At 50.6% G+C, this 18,886-nt stretch carries 20 protein-coding genes; 4 read left to right on the top strand and 16 right to left on the bottom strand.

Features of this window, described 5'->3' with window-relative positions; all coding sequences use genetic code 11:
- Nucleotides 1-59: 59 nt before the first annotated feature.
- Together spoIIM and D3P07_RS07035 are read right to left on the bottom strand one after the other, a co-directional pair.
- Nucleotides 60-677, bottom strand: a complete 618-nt coding sequence (spoIIM, locus tag D3P07_RS07040; RefSeq protein ID WP_119799479.1) for a stage II sporulation protein M — start codon at nucleotides 675-677, stop codon at nucleotides 60-62.
- Between the two features lie 110 nt (nucleotides 678-787).
- Entirely contained in the window at nucleotides 788-1,351 is a 564-nt protein-coding gene (locus D3P07_RS07035) for an NUDIX domain-containing protein (RefSeq protein ID WP_119799998.1), read from the bottom strand.
- Nucleotides 1,352-1,451: 100 nt separating this feature from the next.
- On the opposite strand from D3P07_RS07035, the gene mciZ reads away from it, so the two are divergent.
- Nucleotides 1,452-1,619, top strand: a complete 168-nt coding sequence (gene mciZ, locus D3P07_RS27855; protein ID WP_119799478.1) for a Z-ring formation inhibitor MciZ — start codon at nucleotides 1,452-1,454, stop codon at nucleotides 1,617-1,619.
- A gap of 27 nt (nucleotides 1,620-1,646) precedes the next feature.
- Here the strand turns inward: mciZ and D3P07_RS07025 are convergent, their stop codons facing one another.
- Complete coding sequence (locus D3P07_RS07025) at nucleotides 1,647-2,783, bottom strand: M20/M25/M40 family metallo-hydrolase (RefSeq protein WP_119799477.1); 1,137 nt, start codon at nucleotides 2,781-2,783, stop codon at nucleotides 1,647-1,649.
- Between the two features lie 85 nt (nucleotides 2,784-2,868).
- Here D3P07_RS07025 and prli42 point away from each other — a divergent pair, with 85 nt between their 5' ends.
- On the top strand, nucleotides 2,869-2,970 hold the full coding sequence (gene prli42 / locus D3P07_RS26890; RefSeq protein ID WP_165867512.1) for a stressosome-associated protein Prli42: 102 nt from the start codon (nucleotides 2,869-2,871) through the stop codon (nucleotides 2,968-2,970).
- Here the strand turns inward: prli42 and lipB are convergent.
- From lipB to lpdA, 5 genes are all read right to left on the bottom strand, one after another.
- Nucleotides 2,956-3,672, bottom strand: coding sequence for a lipoyl(octanoyl) transferase LipB (gene lipB, locus D3P07_RS07020; RefSeq protein ID WP_119799476.1), 717 nt, complete (start codon nucleotides 3,670-3,672; stop codon nucleotides 2,956-2,958). The two genes, prli42 and lipB, sit on opposite strands and share 15 nt — an antisense overlap.
- Nucleotides 3,673-3,689: 17 nt before the next feature.
- Entirely contained in the window at nucleotides 3,690-5,006 is a 1,317-nt protein-coding gene (locus D3P07_RS07015) for a dihydrolipoamide acetyltransferase family protein (protein ID WP_119799475.1), read from the bottom strand.
- A gap of 44 nt (nucleotides 5,007-5,050) precedes the next feature.
- The gene (locus D3P07_RS07010) at nucleotides 5,051-6,034 is read right to left on the bottom strand and encodes an alpha-ketoacid dehydrogenase subunit beta (protein ID WP_119799474.1); all 984 of its coding nucleotides are present in this window, start codon (nucleotides 6,032-6,034) and stop codon (nucleotides 5,051-5,053) included.
- Nucleotides 6,034-7,068 carry a thiamine pyrophosphate-dependent dehydrogenase E1 component subunit alpha gene (locus D3P07_RS07005; RefSeq protein ID WP_119799473.1) on the bottom strand — a complete coding sequence of 345 codons (1,035 nt, stop codon included), beginning with the start codon at nucleotides 7,066-7,068 and terminating at the stop codon, nucleotides 6,034-6,036. Before D3P07_RS07005 ends, D3P07_RS07010 begins: the two co-directional genes overlap by 1 nt.
- A gap of 99 nt (nucleotides 7,069-7,167) precedes the next feature.
- A complete protein-coding gene (gene lpdA, locus D3P07_RS07000) occupies nucleotides 7,168-8,595 on the bottom strand; it encodes a dihydrolipoyl dehydrogenase (RefSeq protein ID WP_119799472.1) in 1,428 nt (475 codons plus the stop codon).
- Nucleotides 8,596-8,811: 216 nt separating this feature from the next.
- On the opposite strand from lpdA, the gene D3P07_RS06995 reads away from it, so the two are divergent.
- Together D3P07_RS06995 and D3P07_RS26885 are read left to right on the top strand one after the other, a co-directional pair.
- Nucleotides 8,812-9,105, top strand: a complete 294-nt coding sequence (locus D3P07_RS06995) for a DUF2627 domain-containing protein (protein WP_119799471.1) — start codon at nucleotides 8,812-8,814, stop codon at nucleotides 9,103-9,105.
- A gap of 138 nt (nucleotides 9,106-9,243) precedes the next feature.
- Complete coding sequence (locus D3P07_RS26885) at nucleotides 9,244-9,408, top strand: hypothetical protein (RefSeq protein ID WP_182914211.1); 165 nt, start codon at nucleotides 9,244-9,246, stop codon at nucleotides 9,406-9,408.
- 17 nt (nucleotides 9,409-9,425) lie between these two features.
- Here the strand turns inward: D3P07_RS26885 and D3P07_RS06990 are convergent, their stop codons facing one another.
- The 8 genes from D3P07_RS06990 to dxs form a co-directional block, all read right to left on the bottom strand.
- On the bottom strand, nucleotides 9,426-10,532 hold the full coding sequence (locus D3P07_RS06990; protein WP_119799470.1) for a GGDEF domain-containing protein: 1,107 nt from the start codon (nucleotides 10,530-10,532) through the stop codon (nucleotides 9,426-9,428).
- 249 nt (nucleotides 10,533-10,781) lie between these two features.
- Complete coding sequence (gene spo0A, locus D3P07_RS06985; RefSeq protein ID WP_119799469.1) at nucleotides 10,782-11,594, bottom strand: sporulation transcription factor Spo0A; 813 nt, start codon at nucleotides 11,592-11,594, stop codon at nucleotides 10,782-10,784.
- A 250-nt stretch (nucleotides 11,595-11,844) separates the two neighbouring features.
- Nucleotides 11,845-13,173, bottom strand: coding sequence for a SpoIVB peptidase (gene spoIVB / locus D3P07_RS06980; RefSeq protein ID WP_182914210.1), 1,329 nt, complete (start codon nucleotides 13,171-13,173; stop codon nucleotides 11,845-11,847).
- A gap of 123 nt (nucleotides 13,174-13,296) precedes the next feature.
- Nucleotides 13,297-15,006 (bottom strand): DNA repair protein RecN, encoded by a 1,710-nt coding sequence (recN, locus tag D3P07_RS06975; protein WP_119799467.1) that lies wholly within the window; start codon nucleotides 15,004-15,006, stop codon nucleotides 13,297-13,299.
- A 32-nt stretch (nucleotides 15,007-15,038) separates the two neighbouring features.
- On the bottom strand, nucleotides 15,039-15,491 hold the full coding sequence (ahrC, locus tag D3P07_RS06970) for a transcriptional regulator AhrC/ArgR (protein WP_119799466.1): 453 nt from the start codon (nucleotides 15,489-15,491) through the stop codon (nucleotides 15,039-15,041).
- A gap of 21 nt (nucleotides 15,492-15,512) precedes the next feature.
- On the bottom strand, nucleotides 15,513-15,977 hold the full coding sequence (locus tag D3P07_RS06965) for a hypothetical protein (RefSeq protein ID WP_119799997.1): 465 nt from the start codon (nucleotides 15,975-15,977) through the stop codon (nucleotides 15,513-15,515).
- Between the two features lie 143 nt (nucleotides 15,978-16,120).
- Complete coding sequence (locus D3P07_RS06960) at nucleotides 16,121-16,951, bottom strand: TlyA family RNA methyltransferase (protein ID WP_119799465.1); 831 nt, start codon at nucleotides 16,949-16,951, stop codon at nucleotides 16,121-16,123.
- Between the two features lie 18 nt (nucleotides 16,952-16,969).
- The gene (dxs, locus tag D3P07_RS06955; RefSeq protein WP_119799464.1) at nucleotides 16,970-18,868 is read right to left on the bottom strand and encodes a 1-deoxy-D-xylulose-5-phosphate synthase; all 1,899 of its coding nucleotides are present in this window, start codon (nucleotides 18,866-18,868) and stop codon (nucleotides 16,970-16,972) included.
- Between the last annotated feature and the right edge of the window lie 18 nt (nucleotides 18,869-18,886).

The raw sequence follows: 18,886 nt of genomic DNA, 5'->3' as shown, positions 1-18,886 counted from the left end.
CAAGAAACGTTTCCTTTCATTATAGGGGCTAACCGCAGGGAAAGTCAAACAAAATGGTGTCAAACCATGCCGTTACGAGGCGAAAGATAGGGAGCCGCCCAACCGATGACAGCCGGCGAAATAAAGGCTTCCACCAAGGCTGCGCCGGCGAACAAAAGCAGCATAAGCATTGCGGTCGATGTCAGTGCGCCCAATTGAGGCAGAAGCGTCCCCGATTGCTGCAGCAGTCGGTTCTTCACCATGTAGACGCCGAATGAGATGGAAGCTGCGCTAGTAATCATCAAGGCGGGTACAGCAATGGCGTTTTGCGGAGCCAACGTGACAAAAGAGAAAAAAATGCCTTTCCATTCATATTGCTGAATGAGAATTCCGATCGAAAAACCGATCAGCGCGCCTTTTAAAAAATTCAGCACCAGAATGCCCGGTATACCGATCACCGTCACGCCGAGCAGCCAGATGAGCATCAGCCATTTCAGATGAAAGAAAAACCGCTCCCAAAATATATCTTCGGCCGTAGCGCCGAGTCCGATCTGCATGCTCTGTACATAATGCCCCACTTCCGACGCCAGCTCCTGCTGCTGCTCCAGCGTCAGGGCATTGACGAGCAGTGCTCCGAATATGCCCCCTACAGCGAACAATACCGCTACGAACAAATAGAGATTAAAATGAGCCCTCACAACGCAAAGCCCCCTTGCTTACCTCAGAATGTGTACGAACAGTTCTCCCTATGGGGGAGGTTGTCCTTTTCATTCTATGTAAGCAAGGGGGCACTTATGACGTATAACAACTAGAATGCACCTGTAGCCAAATAGAGCTTCCATGCATAAACGGCCAATATCGTCTTGGCATCGCTGATGCGTCCTTCGGCTATATAAGCATCGGCCTGTTCCACCGTAATCGCCTCTACCCGCAAATCTTCATCCTCGTCGAGGCGCTGCTCGCCTGTCTCCAGTTGATCCGAGAAATACAGATACAGCTTTTCGTCCGCAAATCCGGGCGAGGTGTAGAAGGCGCTAACAAGCTTCAGCTCCTTGGCCCGGAAGCCGGTCTCCTCCTCCAACTCGCGCGCTGCCGCTTCCATCGGATCTTCACCGGCGTCAAGCTTGCCGGCCGGAATCTCGATTTGGAACTTGTCCATCGGTTTCCTGTACTGATCGACAACCAGCAGCTTGCCGTCCACCAGGCCCATGACCGCTGAAGCGCCCGGATGCCGCACAATCTCGCGCTTTGCCTGCTTACCGTCAGGCAAAGCGACTGTATCCACCTGCAAAGTAATGACTTTACCCTGGAAGATTGGCTCCGTATGTATCGTTTCTTCACGCCAGATCGGCTTATTATTCCCTGTTTCCATACCGGACACCTCCTGTAGCTGCGCCTGCCGGGCAGGCATAACTTGTCCCCCTTGCGCATACCTATCCAATATCAAAATCATAAGGTAGGAGCGATGGAAGATGAAACAATATATTACATCGAATCAATTAAGGCTGATCGGCAAGGGCTGGGAGATTCGCCATCACTTAAGGAAGCTCACTGCGGCAGGAGACGCTAGGCTTTTGTCTCGGTTCACGAATGAGCTTCCGCCTATTAAAGTGACGCTCGGAGGCTCCCGCCGCCCTTAGCCAATAAATGCTGATTCCGCTAAAAACTTATTTGACGACTCCGGCTTGTTTAATGATTTCGACAACCAGTTCGGCCGTCTTCGCCAGATCGTCTGCTTTGATCTGTTCTTTGGTCGTATGAATATATTCATATCCCACTGCAAGATTGACCGTCGGTACGCCCAAGCCGTTGAAGATGTTGGCATCGCTGCCGCCGCCTGAATGGAATGTTTTTGGCGTGGCGCCAATCGCTACGATCGCTTTTTTCGCCAGCTCCACCACCGCATCCCCGTCTTGATAGAGATACGCCGGATAAATAATGTCGCTTTCGAATTCGGCACGAGCTCCGTATTCCTTCGCTGCGCTTTCGACCGCTTCCTTCATCGCCGCCAGCTGCGCGTCCAGCTTCGGTTGTACAAGGCTTCTCGCTTCTGCATCCAGCTTCACATAGTCGCATACGATATTCGTTGCGCCGCCGCCCTCGAATTTGCCAATGTTAGCCGTCGTCTCGGAATCGATTCGTCCCAGCGGCATGCGGGCGATCGCCTTCGCCGCCACCTGAATCGCACTGATGCCATCCTCCGGATTAACGCCGGCATGTGCCGACTTCCCGAACAGCTTGATCGTCACTTTCGCTTGTGTGGGCGCAGCTACGGCAATCTCTCCGATAGCGCCATTGGAATCCAGCGCATACCCGAATTTGGCTTCCAGCTTGGAAGCGTCCAATGCACGGGCGCCCAGCAGTCCCGACTCTTCGCCGACTGTAATGACAAATTGAATGCGGCCATGGGGAATCCCTTGCTCCTTCAATACGCGGATCGCTTCGAACATGGCAGCCAGTCCCGCTTTGTCATCTGCACCCAGAATGGTAGTACCGTCACTGCGAATATAACCGTCCGCATCCAGCTGCGGCTTAATGCCGTTGCCAGGTGTTACGGTATCCATATGGCTTGTGAAGAAAATCGTAGGCGCATTCGCATCCCCGCCGTTCGCGCTCTCCAGCATGGCGAACAAGTTGTTCGCTCCGTGCCCTGTTTTGGCAGCTGCATCGTCCTCTGTAAGAGTCAAGCCTAGCGCCGCAAATTTCTCCTTCAGCACTTTGCTGATTTCAGCCTCATGCTTCGTCTCGCTGTCCACCTGCACAAGCTCCATAAATTCTTGAACCAAACGATCTTTTTTAATCATTCTGTTTCCTCCGTCCATCTCTATCGTTTACAATAGAATATAGTGTAACTAGTTGTTATTTTTATTCAGAAAGGAGAACTGTCTTATGCGTCAGCAAAAAATGATTCGTATCGTCGCCATCGTCGTCGTTGCCGCGCTTGTTGTTACTACTTTATTTGCCGGTGTCGGCTCGTTATTCCTTGGTTAATGCTTTCTCGGACAATTGGAGTCCAAATTGTTTTAGGAAGTATGGCAGCAATTCAGCAGCCGCAGCCTCCACCGTCATATCCAATCCCGTCAGATCGTTAAAGGAGGTCACGCCGTATTGCTGAATGCCGCATGGCACAATACCGGCGAATCCTTCCGAAGCGATGCCTGACTTTATATTGAGCGCAAAGCCATGGCTCGTAATAAAGCCCCTCCTACGACGGGCTTTATTAAATTTCACGCCGATCGCTGCAATCTTTTCATCCTTGACCCATACACCTGTATATTCCGGCTTACGCCCCGCTTCTATACCATATTTTCCGAGCCAATCGATAATGACCTGCTCCAAGCTTCTCAGATAGGCATGCAGATCCAGTCCGACCGCCTCCAGATAAAGCAGCGGATAACCGACCAGTTGCCCGGGGCCGTGGTATGTAATGTCGCCGCCGCGATCGATCTCAAACAGCGAGATGCCCCTCTCCTTCAGCTCGTCCTCATCCAGCAGCAAATGCTCGGGATGGCGGTCGGAACCCATCGTATAAGTAGGCGGATGCTGAAGAAGGAGCAGCGTCTCCAGACGCTCCTCCCGGTCAATCTCCTTCACATATGCCTTTTGCAGCTCCCATGCGTCCGCATAGGGGACTGTCCCGATGTATCCGGCAGCCACCGGTCTGGAATCAGTATATCGTTCTGTTTCCTTCATGATGGTTACCCCATTTCTTAATACAGTTTGCTGTCGAGCGTGAAGCTTTCCAGATTGTCCTTCACCCGCTGCAGAAATCTGCCGCAAATGACTCCGTCCAAAATACGATGGTCCAGCGACAAGCACAGATTCGCCATTGAACGTACCGCAATCATATCATTAATGACGACCGGACGTTTCACGATGGATTCAAACGTAAGGATCGCGGCTTGCGGATAGTTAATAATTGGATAGGACAAGATGGAGCCGAATGAGCCTGTATTGTTTACAGTGAACGTACCGCCCTGCATATCCGACAGCGTCAGCTTGCCTTCGCGTGTCTTGCGGGCCAGCTCTTCGATTTCCTTCGCCAGTCCTGCGACGTTTTTGTGGTCGGCGTTTTTGATGACCGGCGTCAATACTGAATCTTCCGTGCCGACGGCAAGTGAGATGTTGATATCGCGTTTTACGATAATTTTATCCACAGCCCAAGTGGAGTTCATAATCGGATAATCCTTGATCGCATTGACAACGGCTTTCAGCAGGAACGCCAGATACGTCAAGTTGATGCCTTCGCGCTTCATGAACTCATCCTTCAGTTTGTTCCGCAGGACGACCAGATTCGTCACATCAACCTCAATCATTGTCCAGGCATGCGGAATTTCACTAACGCTTTGTCGCATATTGCGAGCGATTGTATTGCGGATCGGCGTCACATCGATGAAGGTCTCACCGCGTCCTGGCGTGCTGCTTTCGATCTCGATCTTCGGAATACGCGGCGTCTCGGACAAATGGATGCCGGAGGAACGCACCTGCGCTTTCGGATCAATAGATGCAGAGGCGGAAGAAGCCGCCTGCGGACTCGATGATGCATGAGCGCCCGAAGCAACATACGCAAGCACGTCTTTGCGCGTAATGCGCCCGCCAAGCCCTGTTCCCGTAAGTTCACTCAAACGAATGCCATGCTCGGCGGCCAACTGCTGCACTGCAGGAGAGAACCGGTTGCGCATCGGCGCATCTTCTTCGGTCGCCATGGCTACCTGTCCTGCTGCGGTTGCCGCAGGCACGTTAGTTGCCATCTGTCCCGAAGGCTCGGCGGTATCTCCCGCCGCTTCTGTCTCGATGATGCAGACCGGTGTTCCGACAGGTACCGTCTCGCCGCTGCCTACCAATATTTTAACCAGCTTGCCTGACACTGTGGAAGGAAGCTCCGCATTTACTTTATCGGTTAATATTTCGCAGATGGGCTCATAGATATCCACCCAATCTCCCGGCTGCTTCAGCCACTTGTCAATCGTGGCGTTCACAAGCGATTCCGCTAGCTGCGGCACGATAATTTCCGTCAAAGTTTTCATTCAACCAGCTCCTAACTGTCCAAGCCTTAAAGGCCCCGCAATCCTTAATATAATGCCAAATTTTTCATTGCTTCTTTGACTTTGTCCTTGTTCAGGAGGAAGAACTTCTCACCCGGAGGATTAATCGGCATCGCCGGCACGTCCGGTCCGCAAAGGCGCATGATCGGCGCATCCAGCTCATACAGCAGCTCTTCCGCGATAATTGCGGATACTTCAGCTCCCACGCCGCCTGTTTTGTTATCCTCGTGAATAATCAATACCTTGCCCGTCTTGCGGACAGCCTCCAGAATGGCTTCCTTATCAAGAGGCTGCAATGTGCGCAGATCAAGAATATGGGCGCTGATGCCTTCCTGCTGCAGCTCTTCGGCTGCCTGCTCAACGAATCGCAGCGGCATGCTGTAGCCGATAACAGTAATATCGTCACCCTCACGAAGCACATTTGCTTTTCCGATCGGTACGATATAATCCTCTTCCGGCACTTCGCCGTTCACGAGCTTGTAGCACTTCTTGTTCTCGAAGTAGATAACCGGATCTTCGTCGCGCACAGCCGCCTTCAGCAGTCCCTTCGCATCATAAGGGCGATATGGAGCAACAATCTTGAGGCCCGGCGTTCCGAAAAAAACCGATTCCGGACATTGCGAATGGTATAATCCGCCGAACACGCCGCCGCCGATTGGCGCACGGATGACAATCGGACAGGTCCAATCGTTATTGGAGCGGTAACGGATCTTGGCCGCTTCGCTTATAATTTGGTTGGTTGCCGGGAACATGAAGTCCGAATATTGCATCTCTGCAATAGGCTTCATACCATACATTGCCGCACCAATCGCTACGCCTGCAATCGCTGATTCCGCCAGAGGCGTATCCATGGCGCGCAATTCGCCGAACTGCTCGTGCAAGCCTTTGGTCGTCGTAAAGACGCCGCCCTTCACGCCGACGTCCTCGCCAAGCACGAATACATCCTCATCGCGCTCCATCTCTTCCTTCATCGCAAGCCTGATTGCATCAATATAATCCATGACGGCCATTAGCGCAGCCCCCCTTGCTTGTCATCGTTCGCATAGACATGGAGCAGCGTCGACTCCGGCGTCGGGAAAGGCGCTTTGTCTCCGTATTCCGTTGCATCGTCAAGCTCTTTTCGTATATTAGCCAGCATCTCGGCTTCCTGTTCATCATTCCAAATTCCGCAATCGATCAAATATTGCTTGAATTTCGGAATGCCGTCCTTCGCCCGATTCTCATCGACCTCTTCCTTCGTCCGGTAAGCCAGATCATTGTCCGATGTAGAGTGCGGCGACAGGCGGTACATCATCGCTTCGATCAGGGTTGGCCCTTCTCCTGCAATAGCGCGCTCGCGCGCTTCCTTCACAACTCGGTACACTTCCAGCGCATCGTTGCCGTCTACCCGCAAGCCCGGAAAACCATAGCCGATCGCCCGGTCCGACACCTTGCCGCCCAACTGCTTGTGGACAGGAACGGATATCGCGTATTGGTTGTTTTCGCACATCAAAATAACCGGCAGCTTATGCACACCCGCGAAATTGCAGCCTTCATGGAAGTCTCCTTGATTGCTGGAGCCTTCTCCGAACGTCACAAAGCTGACCAACGGTTTTTTCTTCATCTTGGCGGCAAGCGCGATGCCTACCGCATGCGGAACTTGCGTTGTTACCGGACTGGAGCCGGTCACAATGCGCAGCTTCTTATGACCGAAGTGACCCGGCATCTGGCGTCCGCCGCTGTTCGGGTCTTCCGCCTTGGCGAAAACCGACAGAAGCAGCTCGCGCAGCGTCATTCCTACCGAAAGCACAAATCCGTAATCGCGGTAATACGGCAGGAAATAATCCTCATTGCGATCCAGCGCGTATGCCGCGGCTACCTGTGCGACCTCCTGACCGATTCCCGATACGTGGAAGTTGATTTTCCCTGCACGCTGCAGCAGCAGCATTCTTTCATCAAATTTCCTTGCCTTTACCATTGTCGTATACATATCGATAGCTTGCTCATCGCTTAAACCCAATTCCAAATGGCGAGCTTTTTGACTTGCTGAAGAGATTCCGGCCATTCAGGCATTCCTCCTTGTTTGCCAGCTATTATAACCTGGTACTAAGACCTTGTCATACTTATTATAACCGCTTTGCGGGCAAAAAGAAATCCGTCTTCTTTAAAACGCGATCGCCTTCCCGTCTACCGCCAGCATCGCTTCTCCTAACGCCTCCGCCAAAGTCGGATGCGGATGCACCATTGCGCCCACTTCCCACGGCGTGGCATTCAGCCAGCCGGCCAGCGACGCTTCCGAAATCAAATCCGTCGCATGCGGTCCAATCATATGTACGCCCAGAATATCATTAGTTTTGCGATCGGCGATGACCTTCACAAAACCTTCCGCTTCGCCCATTACGATCGCTTTGCCGATTGCTTGGAACGGAACTTTCCCGATCTTGATATCATGGCCTCTTGTGCGCGCACCGTCTTCGGTCAATCCGTATGATGCAATCTCCGGACTGGAATAGATGCATCTTGGGATCCAATGATCCGCTATCGAATGCGGTTTCTCTCCGCAAATATGGTCAACCGCATTCAGCCCCTCATGGGATGCGGCATGCGCTAACTGCACGCCTCCGATTACATCGCCAATGGCATAGATATGCGGCTCAGTCGTCTGGCCGAAATCATTCACTTCAATAAAGCCGTCTTTCGTTCGAATATCCGTATTCTCAAGTCCGATGCCTTCCACATTCGCGATACGGCCTACGGACAGAAGCAGCTTGTCCGCCGTCAACTCAACGTCGCCATCATGCGTCGATGCTTTGATGGAGATACCATTGCCTTCTGCCGCATAGCTGGTTGTATCCAGCTGAACACTGGTTAGAATACGTACGCCGCGGCGTCGCAGCGCCCGCGTAAGCTCTGCCGACACTTCCGCGTCTTCGCCCGGGAGCAATCTTGCGCCAGCTTCTATAAGCGTCACGCTCACGCCAAAGTCATGCAGCATGGACGCCCACTCGACGCCGATGACGCCGCCGCCGACGATCAGAATCGACTCTGGCAGCGCGTCCAGCTGCAGGGCATCGTCACTTGTCAGAATACGGTCGCCATCCGGCGTCAAGCCTGGAAGAGACCGTGGCCGGGAGCCCGTCGCAATAATCAGGTTGGTCGAGACCACAGATTCCATCTCTCCGTCCGCCAGCTCGACAGCAAGCGAACCGCTCTTAGGAGAGAAGATCGATGGGCCAATCACTCGTCCTTTGCCGCTCACAATCTCTATCCCATGCTTTTTCATAAGCCCTTGCAGACCGCTGAACAGCTGGTCGACGGTCGCCGATTTGCGGGTCTGTACCTTCCCAAAGTCTAATGAAACCGCTCCTTCAGCTACTTCAATGCCATACTGCGCTGATCCTAACAATGTCCGGTATACCTCTGCGCTCCTCAGCAACGATTTGCTTGGAATGCATCCTTTATGTAAGCAAGTGCCGCCCAGCTTGTCCATCTCAATGATGGCTACTTTCTTGCCGGCTTGCGCAGCACGTATCGCCGCTGTATATCCGCCTGGTCCGCCTCCAAGTACGGCAACATCTACTGTTATCGCCATTTCCTGTCCCTCCAATTCATGTAGTTCTATTATATGCCTGCCCCACTCTAGTATTCATGCGAAGCAGGCGATGTCTGGTAGATCCGCAGTACCATTGTACCCCTTTTTTCCGTTCATTTCACTGACTTGCAGTAAAATAGACACCATGCGCAGAAAAAGGTATGATAGATACATAAAAAATTCACGACCGTACATAAGCAAGGAGATATCGATCGCATGAAACTAGTTATTGTCCGCTTTATAGCCGTCATTATGCTGGTTATTCCCGGCATTCTCGCGTGTTTCGGATTTCTGAAGATGAAGGATTCGCTATTTATCTACTTCTCCGATTTCGGCAACGACGCCGTTACGCCAAGCTTCGACTGGCTCACTTTCCTGCTTGGATTCGTCATGTTTGCAGCCGGAGCAGGCTTTATTGGCGGCTGGATTTTCTTCCGGGACCGCAAACGTAATTATGTAGCACCTAGATTCAAAGAGAAGCGCCCTCGTCCGCCCAAGCCACAGGCTTAGCGTCGTTGGCGCTTCTTTATTTTACAATGCGATGACGATCGCGTCCAATCTTTACACTTTTACGGAGCTCGATTGATTCATTCGTAACGTTAGAAGCATACAATGGGTACATCGAGCCAAGAAGCGAGGTGAACCCACTTGAATATTGTATTTGACGTCCTGGTTGACGGAAAGAAGCAGGAGACATTGCGGCCGAATAAGCAGAAGCTGCAGGACATCCGAGTATTCGTAAAAGCGGAAGCAGCTAATCTGATTCGCAAATACGGTCGCAACGTCTACTTAAATCGCAGATTTGAATATTAATTCAATCTGCGATTTTTTTATGGACGAAGAACCGCTACCTTCTGATTGGAGCATACCTGGTTTCTCCCGTTGGCTTTTGCCTTGTACAATGCTTCGTCCGCTTGCTCCATCAATTGCTCCCTGCTGGTATAAGGGAAGGTTGCAACGCCGATGGATACCGTCACTTTCAAACTGGTCCCATCCGTCAATTCAAAAAGATGCTTGCTCACAGCCTGACGCATCTTCTCCGCGATGCCAAGCGCATGCTCATGCGGTGTATCATATAGCAATACAGAAAATTCCTCCCCGCCATTGCGGGATACCGTGTCAAAAGCCCTTGCGGTTTCCCTCAATATCATACCCATCTGCTTCAACACCACATCGCCATTCACGTGGCCATATGTATCATTAACCTTCTTGAAAAAATCAATATCGATCAACGCGATCGATAGACATTCCCCTTTTGCTGCTGCAGTTTGAAGCAGGGTCTGATACTTAGTATCGAAGCTCCGATTGTTGCTGAGCCCCGTCAAGAAATCCACAGTCGCTTCCTTTTCATTCCGTTTAAATTGCACATTCGCTTTATTGAGGAAGTCAACCAGGTACGCGGTCAGAAGCCCGCCAATAGTCATCATGACGACAAAGGATGCAATCGGGAAAACCGCCTGTTCACCCACATTAATAATAAAGACGAATGCCGTACACACATTGCAAATCACGATCGAATAGATCCACTTTTTTCTGTATGAAAAAGCCTGATAGCATACCGCTCCTACTGCTAGTGCAATAAGGATCGTATTGCTTGCCGCGATCACCGTAGATATCGTGACCTCGCCAAAGGCGAACAGCCGCATGGCTAAGATCATAACAGCAGCGATCAATGAAGAATAGATCCCTCCATACATAGCTGCGATAATTAAGGCCAGCTGGCGGAAGTCCAGAAGAGTTCCATTCATATGAACCGTGAAGCTCATCAATAGAATGCCAAGCAGCCCTGCGGCAAATCCTACTTTCCATATCATGATGGAAGAGGCTTTCTCCCCCAATTCAATGTTCTTTAATATGAGCTGGTTCGTAAAGAAGAGGTACGCCGTCACGATGGCTAAGTTAGCTACGATGTCTTCGATGGTATCTAGCAGTGTCAAATCTTCCTTCACCTTTCACGTATGAGATATCTGTTCGATTATAGCATAGTTTTCATACCCAATCTCCTTAATCAATCGAATGTTTGGAGATCAAAATAGAGGTTAATATCTCATTTCATCCATTCGTCGAACTTCCTTCAATTCACAAAAAAAAGCCACTTCTGCATTGGTTTAATCAACCAATCCATAAGTGACTTTTCTTCTTAATAGCTGATCATGAGGAATAGAGATGAATCAATCTTCTTTCTTTCACGAAACCTTATGCTCAATTCTCAGCTTGTCTGCTACCATCGCGATGAATTCGCTATTCGTTGGTTTCGATTTGCTGATGTTGATGGTGTAGCCGAACAAGTGGCTGATGCTGTCGATGTTGCCGCGTGTCCAGGCCACTTCGATTGCATGGCGGATCGCGCGCTCAACGCGGGATGGCGTTGTTTTGAACTTTTCGGCGATAGCCGGATATAGCGTCTTCGTAATGGCGCCCAGAATTTCAATATTGTTGTATACCATCGTAATGGCCTCACGCAAATATTGATATCCCTTAATGTGTGCAGGTACGCCGATTTCATGGATAATGCTTGTAATGTTCGCATCCAAGTTTTTGCCTTTGGCAAGCGGCACCACGTTCGACTTGATTGTCGAAGATCCAGCATTGTAATTTGCAGAGCCCGTGAACGTTGTGTTGCCAACCAGTTGGCGGATACGGTTTGCAAGGATATCCATGTCAAACGGCTTCAGTATGTAATAGGAAGCGCCCAGTTGAACGGCCTTTTGCGTAATATTTTCTTGACCGAACGCTGTCAGCATAATAATTTTCGGCATGGGGGACAAATTCATTTCTCTCAATCGTTCAAGTACACCTAAGCCATCCAAGTGCGGCATTATAATATCAAGAATTAGTATATCCGGCACGTTCCTGGATTGCTCCAGGTGACGAATAACCTCTTCTCCATTATACGCGACGCCACTTACATGCATATCACTTTGTTCGGATATGTATTCCGATAACAAGTTGGTGAACTCCCTGTTGTCATCTGCCAATAATACTTCGATCTTATGCAAAGTCTAATCCTCCCTTAAATGATATTTATGTGTTGGTCCATTCGCTGTCTGAGTTTAAGTTTTCGACATCCACAATGGAATTCCTTCTGTCGAAAATCTTTTTTCTTTATTTTTTTATTAGAGTTCGATATAATTAATAATTTATTGCATGAAACGAACAATTTCGGGATGCTTCGACACATTCTTGTCGAATTGGGCTAATAAGAAACGTCTTCCGCGAACTTCCATTCGCAGAAGACGTTTTATCGCATTAAGCCGCTTTATCGTCAAAGCTTCCCGAAGACTTCATCAGAACGCCTGCATCCTGAAGCATCCACTCAATGAAACATCCGTAACCGGAAGATGGATCATTAACGAATACATGCGTAACTGCGCCGACCAGCTTGCCATCTTGAATGATGGGACTGCCGGACATCCCTTGCACAATCCCTCCGGTCTTACTAAGAAGACGTTTGTCCGTTATCTTGATTACCATACCTTTGGTTGCCGGGCCGGATTGCTTGGATACATGCATGATTTCGATGTTAAAACGTTCCACCTTCTGCCCGTTGACCACCGTTAAGATTTGCGCTGGTCCTTCCTTGACATCCTCAGCGAATGCAACTGGCAATGCCTTGCCGCTGTAGCTGTGGGTAGGAGCTTCTTTCATTTTGCCGAATATGCCGAATGGCGTATTCCGTTCAATGTTGCCCAAAACTCTGCTTTCTTTCACAAAATGCGCTCTCTTCTCGCCGGGTTCGCCAGTCTGGCTTTTATTGATGGATGTTACGCTGGATTGCAGGATTTGTCCTTCACCAACCTCAATTGGCGTTTGAGTGTCCATATCTGTGATGATATGTCCCAGCGCACCGTATACGCCTTGATCAGGAGCATAAAAGGTGAGGGTGCCTACGCCCGCAGCGGAATCGCGGATATATAACCCCAAGCGCCACGCTTTGTCGTCTTCGTCATAGACGGGACTAAGCTTTGTACGGTTAAGCTGTCCTCCGCGCTTGTACGTAACCTCAAGCGGCTGCTTCTCTACTCCGTACCGCTCGCATAGCACGCCCACTTTGTGAACTTCGTTCACAGGAGTTCCGTTAATGCTCATGATCAAATCGCCCAGCTTCAATCCGGCTGCCTCGCCTGGAGACTGCTTCGCCCCATTGCGGTCCACCACTTGATGGTGCCCTACGACGAGAATTCCGGCCGATTTGACTTTCACACCGATCGTCTGTCCGCCGGGTATGACGCGAAGATCAGGCACTACATGAACTTTAATCGTTTTGAAAGGAATTTTACCAAATAATTTCACCTTCATGTTGGTATGACCGCTTTGGCTAGGTTGCAGTGATAGCGGCTCGCTCAACTTAACGGATGTGGATTGTCTGGACATGCCGTTAACTTGAAGCATCTGGGGATCGACCGTGACCTCCGCATGAACGGGTACTCCAACCTGCAATCGTTTCATTTGGCCTGAGAATAAACGAAGTTCATTCGGAAATGCGGCGAATTGTTGAAACGGGGTGGAGAAACCGATCAGGCAGACGAAGGACACGAGGATCAACCCAAACCATCGTTTCCGAGGATTGGAGTTCAATGATTTCACGCTCCCTGTCATTCCATCGCATGACGAAAAAGGTTATGTCGCCATTGGCGTACCTTTAAGTTACCCTGCACCCCAGCTTTTATGTCCGCAAAAACATTCCCTGAAACCCTTCCTTTACGCCCCCTTCAATGTATGAGCCAAATCAAGCATTTCTTGTGCGTGATGTCTTGTTTTTTCCGTTACTTCCACGCCGCCGAGCATACGCGCCAGCTCCCCGATTCGCTCTTGATGAAGCAGCTCCGCCACCGATGTGGAGGTCCGATTGTGCTGAATTTGCTTGCGTATCTCATAATGATGATCCGACATACACGCCACTTGTGGCAAGTGAGTAATCGAGAACACCTGACACTTCGCAGCAAGCGCAGACATCTTCTCGGCAATGGCTTGAGCAGCCCTGCCGCTTACGCCGGTGTCGACTTCATCGAATATAAGAGTTGGAATTTGGTCGATCTCTGCAAAAATGCTCTTGAGCGCCAGCATGATGCGTGACATCTCGCCGCCCGAAGCAATCTTATTCAGGGGCTTTAACGGTTCGCCCGGATTCGTCGTCAGCATAAAAGCCGCTTCGTCCATCCCTGTTGCGTTCAGCTTCACCCGTTCGTCTTCAACATCGCCGGCCGAACGATCCAATTTCACCTGGAACTTCGCCGCAGGCATCTGGAGCTGCTTCAGCTCGCCCTCAATTGCATAGGAGAGTCTCTCCGCCGCATGTTGACGCAATTGAGACAGTTCTTTGGCTAGCTTGACGGCTTGAGCAACAAGCACTTGCTCTTGCTTCCTTAATTCCTCAAGCAATTCATCACGATTTTCAATTTTGTCGCGTTCGATAATGGTTTGTTCCAGATAAGCCAATATATCAGGTATAGTCTCACCGTATTTGCGTTTTAATCCGTTAATCATATCCAGCCTGTCCTCAATCATGGTCAGCGCTTCAGGATCGGATTCAATACCGTCCCGATAATCCCTAAGCTGGAATGCCGCGTCCTCCGCCTGGTAAAAAGCCGATTGAAGCTGCTCTATCAAGGGATTGAGTACGGTCTGATCGTAGCTTTGGATATCGCTAAGCTTCGTGATGGCTCGGCTCAGCACATCGAGACCCTGGCCTCCATAGATGAGCGAATAAGCTTCAGATACAGCATCCATACGTTTGCCTGCATACTGCAGCTTGCGCCGCTCTTCCTCCAAGGTCTCATCCTCGGAAGGCTTCAAGTTCGCACTGGAAATCTCTTCAATCTGGAAACGGTACAAATCAAGCATTTGCACATTCTGGCGCGAATGGTCCTCTACTTCACGCAAGGCTTGACGCACACCCACTAATTCGCGGTATACCGTACCGTATTGCCCCTTACGGTCAAGAAGAAGGTCGCCGCCAAACAAATCAAGCCATTCCAGATGCTTGTCCGTACGCAGCAAGGATTGATGCTCATGCTGGCCGTGAATATTGACGAGATGCTCGCCAATGTCCCTAAGCATCGTAATGGTCACCAATTGTCCATTGACCCGACTGCTGCTTTTCCCGTGGGATGACAGCTCCCTTCGAATAACAAGCATCTCTTGCGGATCGTATTGTACGCCCAGTTGCTGTAACTGCTTCCATACAGGATGCTGGGGAGAGAGATCGAACATGGCTTCCATCTCTGCCTTGTCGCAGCCATATCTCACCATATCGGCAGAGCCCCGCCCGCCCACAATCAAACTAAGCGCGTCAATCAGAATAGACTTTCCGGCGCCCGTCTCGCCTGTCAGCACATGAAACCCATGATGAAAAGCAACATGAACCTCTTCTATAACAGCCAAATTTCTAATCGATAACTCACGCAGCATGGTTGATATCCTCCCTGTATGGTTTTTGAATCTTAGTTCATGACAGCTAACAGCTGTTCAACAATATATATGCTTTGTTCCTTCGTGCGGCAAATAATCAATATCGTATCGTCTCCGCATATCGTGCCCATGACTTCAGGCCATTCCATATTGTCAATCAAGCCGCCGATCGCATTCGCCGTTCCCGGCAGGCACTTCAGCACGACCAAGTTATCCGTATAGTCGATATGCGTGAAGTGATCCAGCATAGCACGCTTCAGCTTATGCACCGGATTCTGGCGCTGCTGCTCCATCGGCATCGAATATTTGTACCGGCCCTCATTCAGCGGTACCTTAACGAGCATCAATTCCTTTATATCTCTAGACACTGTCGCTTGCGTAACCTGCATGCCGGATGTCCGGAGCGCCTCCACTAATTCTTCCTGCGTCTCGATTTCTGCATTTGTAATGATTTCTCTAATTTTGAATTGCCGCATACTCTTCATATGTAAGCAACCTCCGCAATGTTAGTCAGCTATATCGAAAGTAATTTTACGTATCAAATTTCCTTTGGGGTCTACATACAGCACGCCTGCGCAATCGGGCAGCAGCAGTGCATAGATTAGCAGCCTGTCCCTGAGCCCGCTTGCCGTCCAATCCATCGGCATACGTTCGCGTGCCGTCTTCACAATGTAAGTCAGATGATCCATCTCTGCGATATAATCGATGAAGATCCTTGTTCCTTTCCCAAGCGGAGCATCATCCAGCTCAACCGGAATCGGAATCACATGCTTGCCGGATACAACGCGATAACCGTTCCTCTCCAGCAGCTGCACATGCTCGTCATCCTCAGCGATTGCTCCGCCCTTGCCGAGCTTGACCTTGTTCATGGTTGCAGGAGCGTGCAGCCAGCGGTAGAAAGCCCCATAGAGCCAAATGGATACCAGCACTCCTGCTATCGCCATAATAAGCCAATCGCCATACTTGTCCATCGTCGCCATACACCTCTTTGCATCGGTATCTTTTTAGCGAACGTTTGTTTGGTATTAGTGTATCAAATAACCGGCATCCCTGTAAAGCAAAAAGATGCCCAAGCAGTTGATACTGATCGGCATCCTTCCTGGCTGCAAGTTATTTATTTGTTGATCTTGAATGTATCGTTCGCTTCTTTGACTACTTCTCTAAGCATGTCCTTATCCGGTGCTCCGCCATCCGGTACACCGTCCCAAATCCAATAGGCCAAAAACTCGATATTGCCTTCTCCTCCCGTTATGGGGGAGAACGTCAAATTCTGAAGCTTGTAGCCGATAGATGCAGCATGACCAAGTACCGTCTCCAATACATTCAGATGAACCCCAGCGTCTCGTACAACGCCGGACTTGCCCACCTTCTCCCGGCCGGCTTCGAATTGCGGCTTGATAAGCGCAACAATTCCCGCACCCTCCGAGATCAGCGTCGCCAGCGTCGGCAAAATGAGCTTCAGCGAAATAAAGGAAACGTCGATGCTCGCAAAGGTAGGAGAAGGACCTTCAAGCTGCTCCGGCTGCAAATAGCGGAAGTTGGTCTTCTCCATGACTTTGACTTGCTCGTGGCTTCTAAGCGACCAATCCAGTTGATTGGTTCCCACGTCGATTGCATACACATAGGAAGCCCCATGTTGAAGCGCGCAATCTGTGAATCCGCCTGTAGAGGCCCCGATGTCGAGCATGACCCGATCCTTCATATCCAAATCAAAAGAGCGTATTGCCTTCTCAAGCTTTAGCCCGCCGCGGCTGACATAAGGATGGATCGCGCCCTTCACCTTAATATCAACCGCTCTTGAAACCTTCATTCCGCTTTTGTCGATGGGCTCATTGTCTACAAGCACAAGACCTGCCATTAGTGCTTTTTTGGCTTTCTCCCTGCTGTCATAAAAGCCCCTCTCGACAAGCAAGACATCTATTCGTTCTTTCCCAGTGTTCGTCATAGCTCTCCCTAGTTGACCCTAAGTCTGTCCGGTAACGCGTTTGATTCTGCGCGGAAGCATGGCGCGCAGCTCGGCTGCAACCTGTTCGGCTGTCAAGCCGACTTCCTCGCGTTGTTGTTGAATGGAGCCGTGCTCAACGAAAATATCCGGAATGCCGATGATTTTGACCGGAACGTCATAGATGCCGCGAATCGAGAAGAATTCCAGAATGGAGCTTCCGAATCCGCCTTGCTGGGAGCCTTCCTCCAAGACAAGCAGACGTTTGCCGGACTCCGCGAACGACAGAAGCATGCGCTCATCCAGCGGCTTGATGAATCTGGCATTGACGATGCCTGCATTAATCCCTTCGCGTTTCAGCAATTCTGCAGCTTGCTCCGCCACTTCGATCATAGGGCCGAGCGCCAATATCTCGAATGCATCGCCTTCACGAAGCGACTCCCAAGTTCCGATCGGGATCGGAGCCGGATCGGCATCAAGCGCGACGCCTACGCCGCTAATTCGCGGATAACGCACCGCAATCGGCCCTTCATCGTAGAGGATCGCCGTCTTCATCATGCGTCTAAGCTCGTTTTCATCCTTCGGCATCATAATGACCAAATTAGGCACATGACGCAAGAACGCAATGTCGTATACACCCTGATGCGTCTCGCCATCAGCACCCACGAAACCGGCGCGGTCAATGGCGAAAACAACATTCAGGTTTTGGCGGCAAATATCATGTACCACCTGGTCATACGCACGCTGCAGGAACGTCGAGTAGACGGCATATACCGGTTTTAATCCTTCCAAAGCCATGGCAGCGGACAATGTCGCTGCATGCTGTTCCGCTATTCCTACGTCAATCATGCGGTTCGGGAACTTCTCTGCGAACTCCATCAGACCGGAGCCGCCCGGCATCGCCGGCGTAATGGCAACGATCCGCTCATCCTCACTCGCCATCTGAATGAGCATATCTCCGAACACCTTCGTATACATCGGTGGCCCGACAGCCTTCACCATCTGACCAGATTCAATCTTGTACGGCGAAGCGCCATGCCACTTATGCGAATCCGCTTCAGCAGGCTTGTAGCCCTTGCCTTTGACCGTCAGTACATGGACCAGCACCGGACCAGGCATAGAATCCGCTTGTTTCATGATTTCCATGAGGCCGTGAAGATCATGGCCGTCCACCGGTCCCAGATAGGTCAGACCGAATTGCTCGAACAAAATACCGCTGACGAGCAAATACTTCAAGCTATCCTTGAATCGCTCGGCTGTCTTCGCCAGCTTGCCGCCTATCGCCGGTATTTTGTTCAGCAGCATTTGGAGCTCATCCTTGGCTTTCTGGTAATGGCGGTCAGTTCGGATCTTGCCCAAATAATGGTGAAGCGCACCCACGTTAGGCGCGATCGACATCTCATTATCGTTCAAAATAACCATCATATTGCGTTTCTCATGACCGATATGGTTCAGCGCTTCAAGCGCCATACCGCCAGTCAATGCGCCGTCGCCAATAACAGCTACGACACGATTGGTACCGCCTTTTAGGTCACGCCCCAGCGCCATGCCCATAGCTGCGGACAGCGAAGTGCTGCTATGTCCCGCTTCCCATACGTCATGCTCGCTCTCCGAGCGCTTAACAAAGCCGCAAAGCCCCTTGTACTTGCGGAGCGTGTCGAATTGATCCTTGCGGCCGGTAATAATCTTGTGAACGTAAGACTGGTGCCCCACGTCGAATATAAATTTATCATCTGGACTATTGAATAAATAATGCATAGCCAGAGTCAGCTCTACGACACCCAGATTCGGCGCCAGGTGACCTCCGGTAATGGAAAGCTTCCCAATTAGAAATTGCCTGATTTCCTCGGCAAGCTGTTCCAATTGAGCGACTGTCAAAGCCTTCAAATCTTGAGGTCCGTTAATATGATCCAGCAGCACGTTGCTTTCCTCGCTTTC

The organism is Paenibacillus sp. 1011MAR3C5 (assembly GCF_003591485.1).
Taxonomy (GTDB): Bacteria; Bacillota; Bacilli; order Paenibacillales; family Paenibacillaceae; genus Pristimantibacillus.
This window is presented reverse-complemented; position numbering and strand designations above follow the sequence as displayed.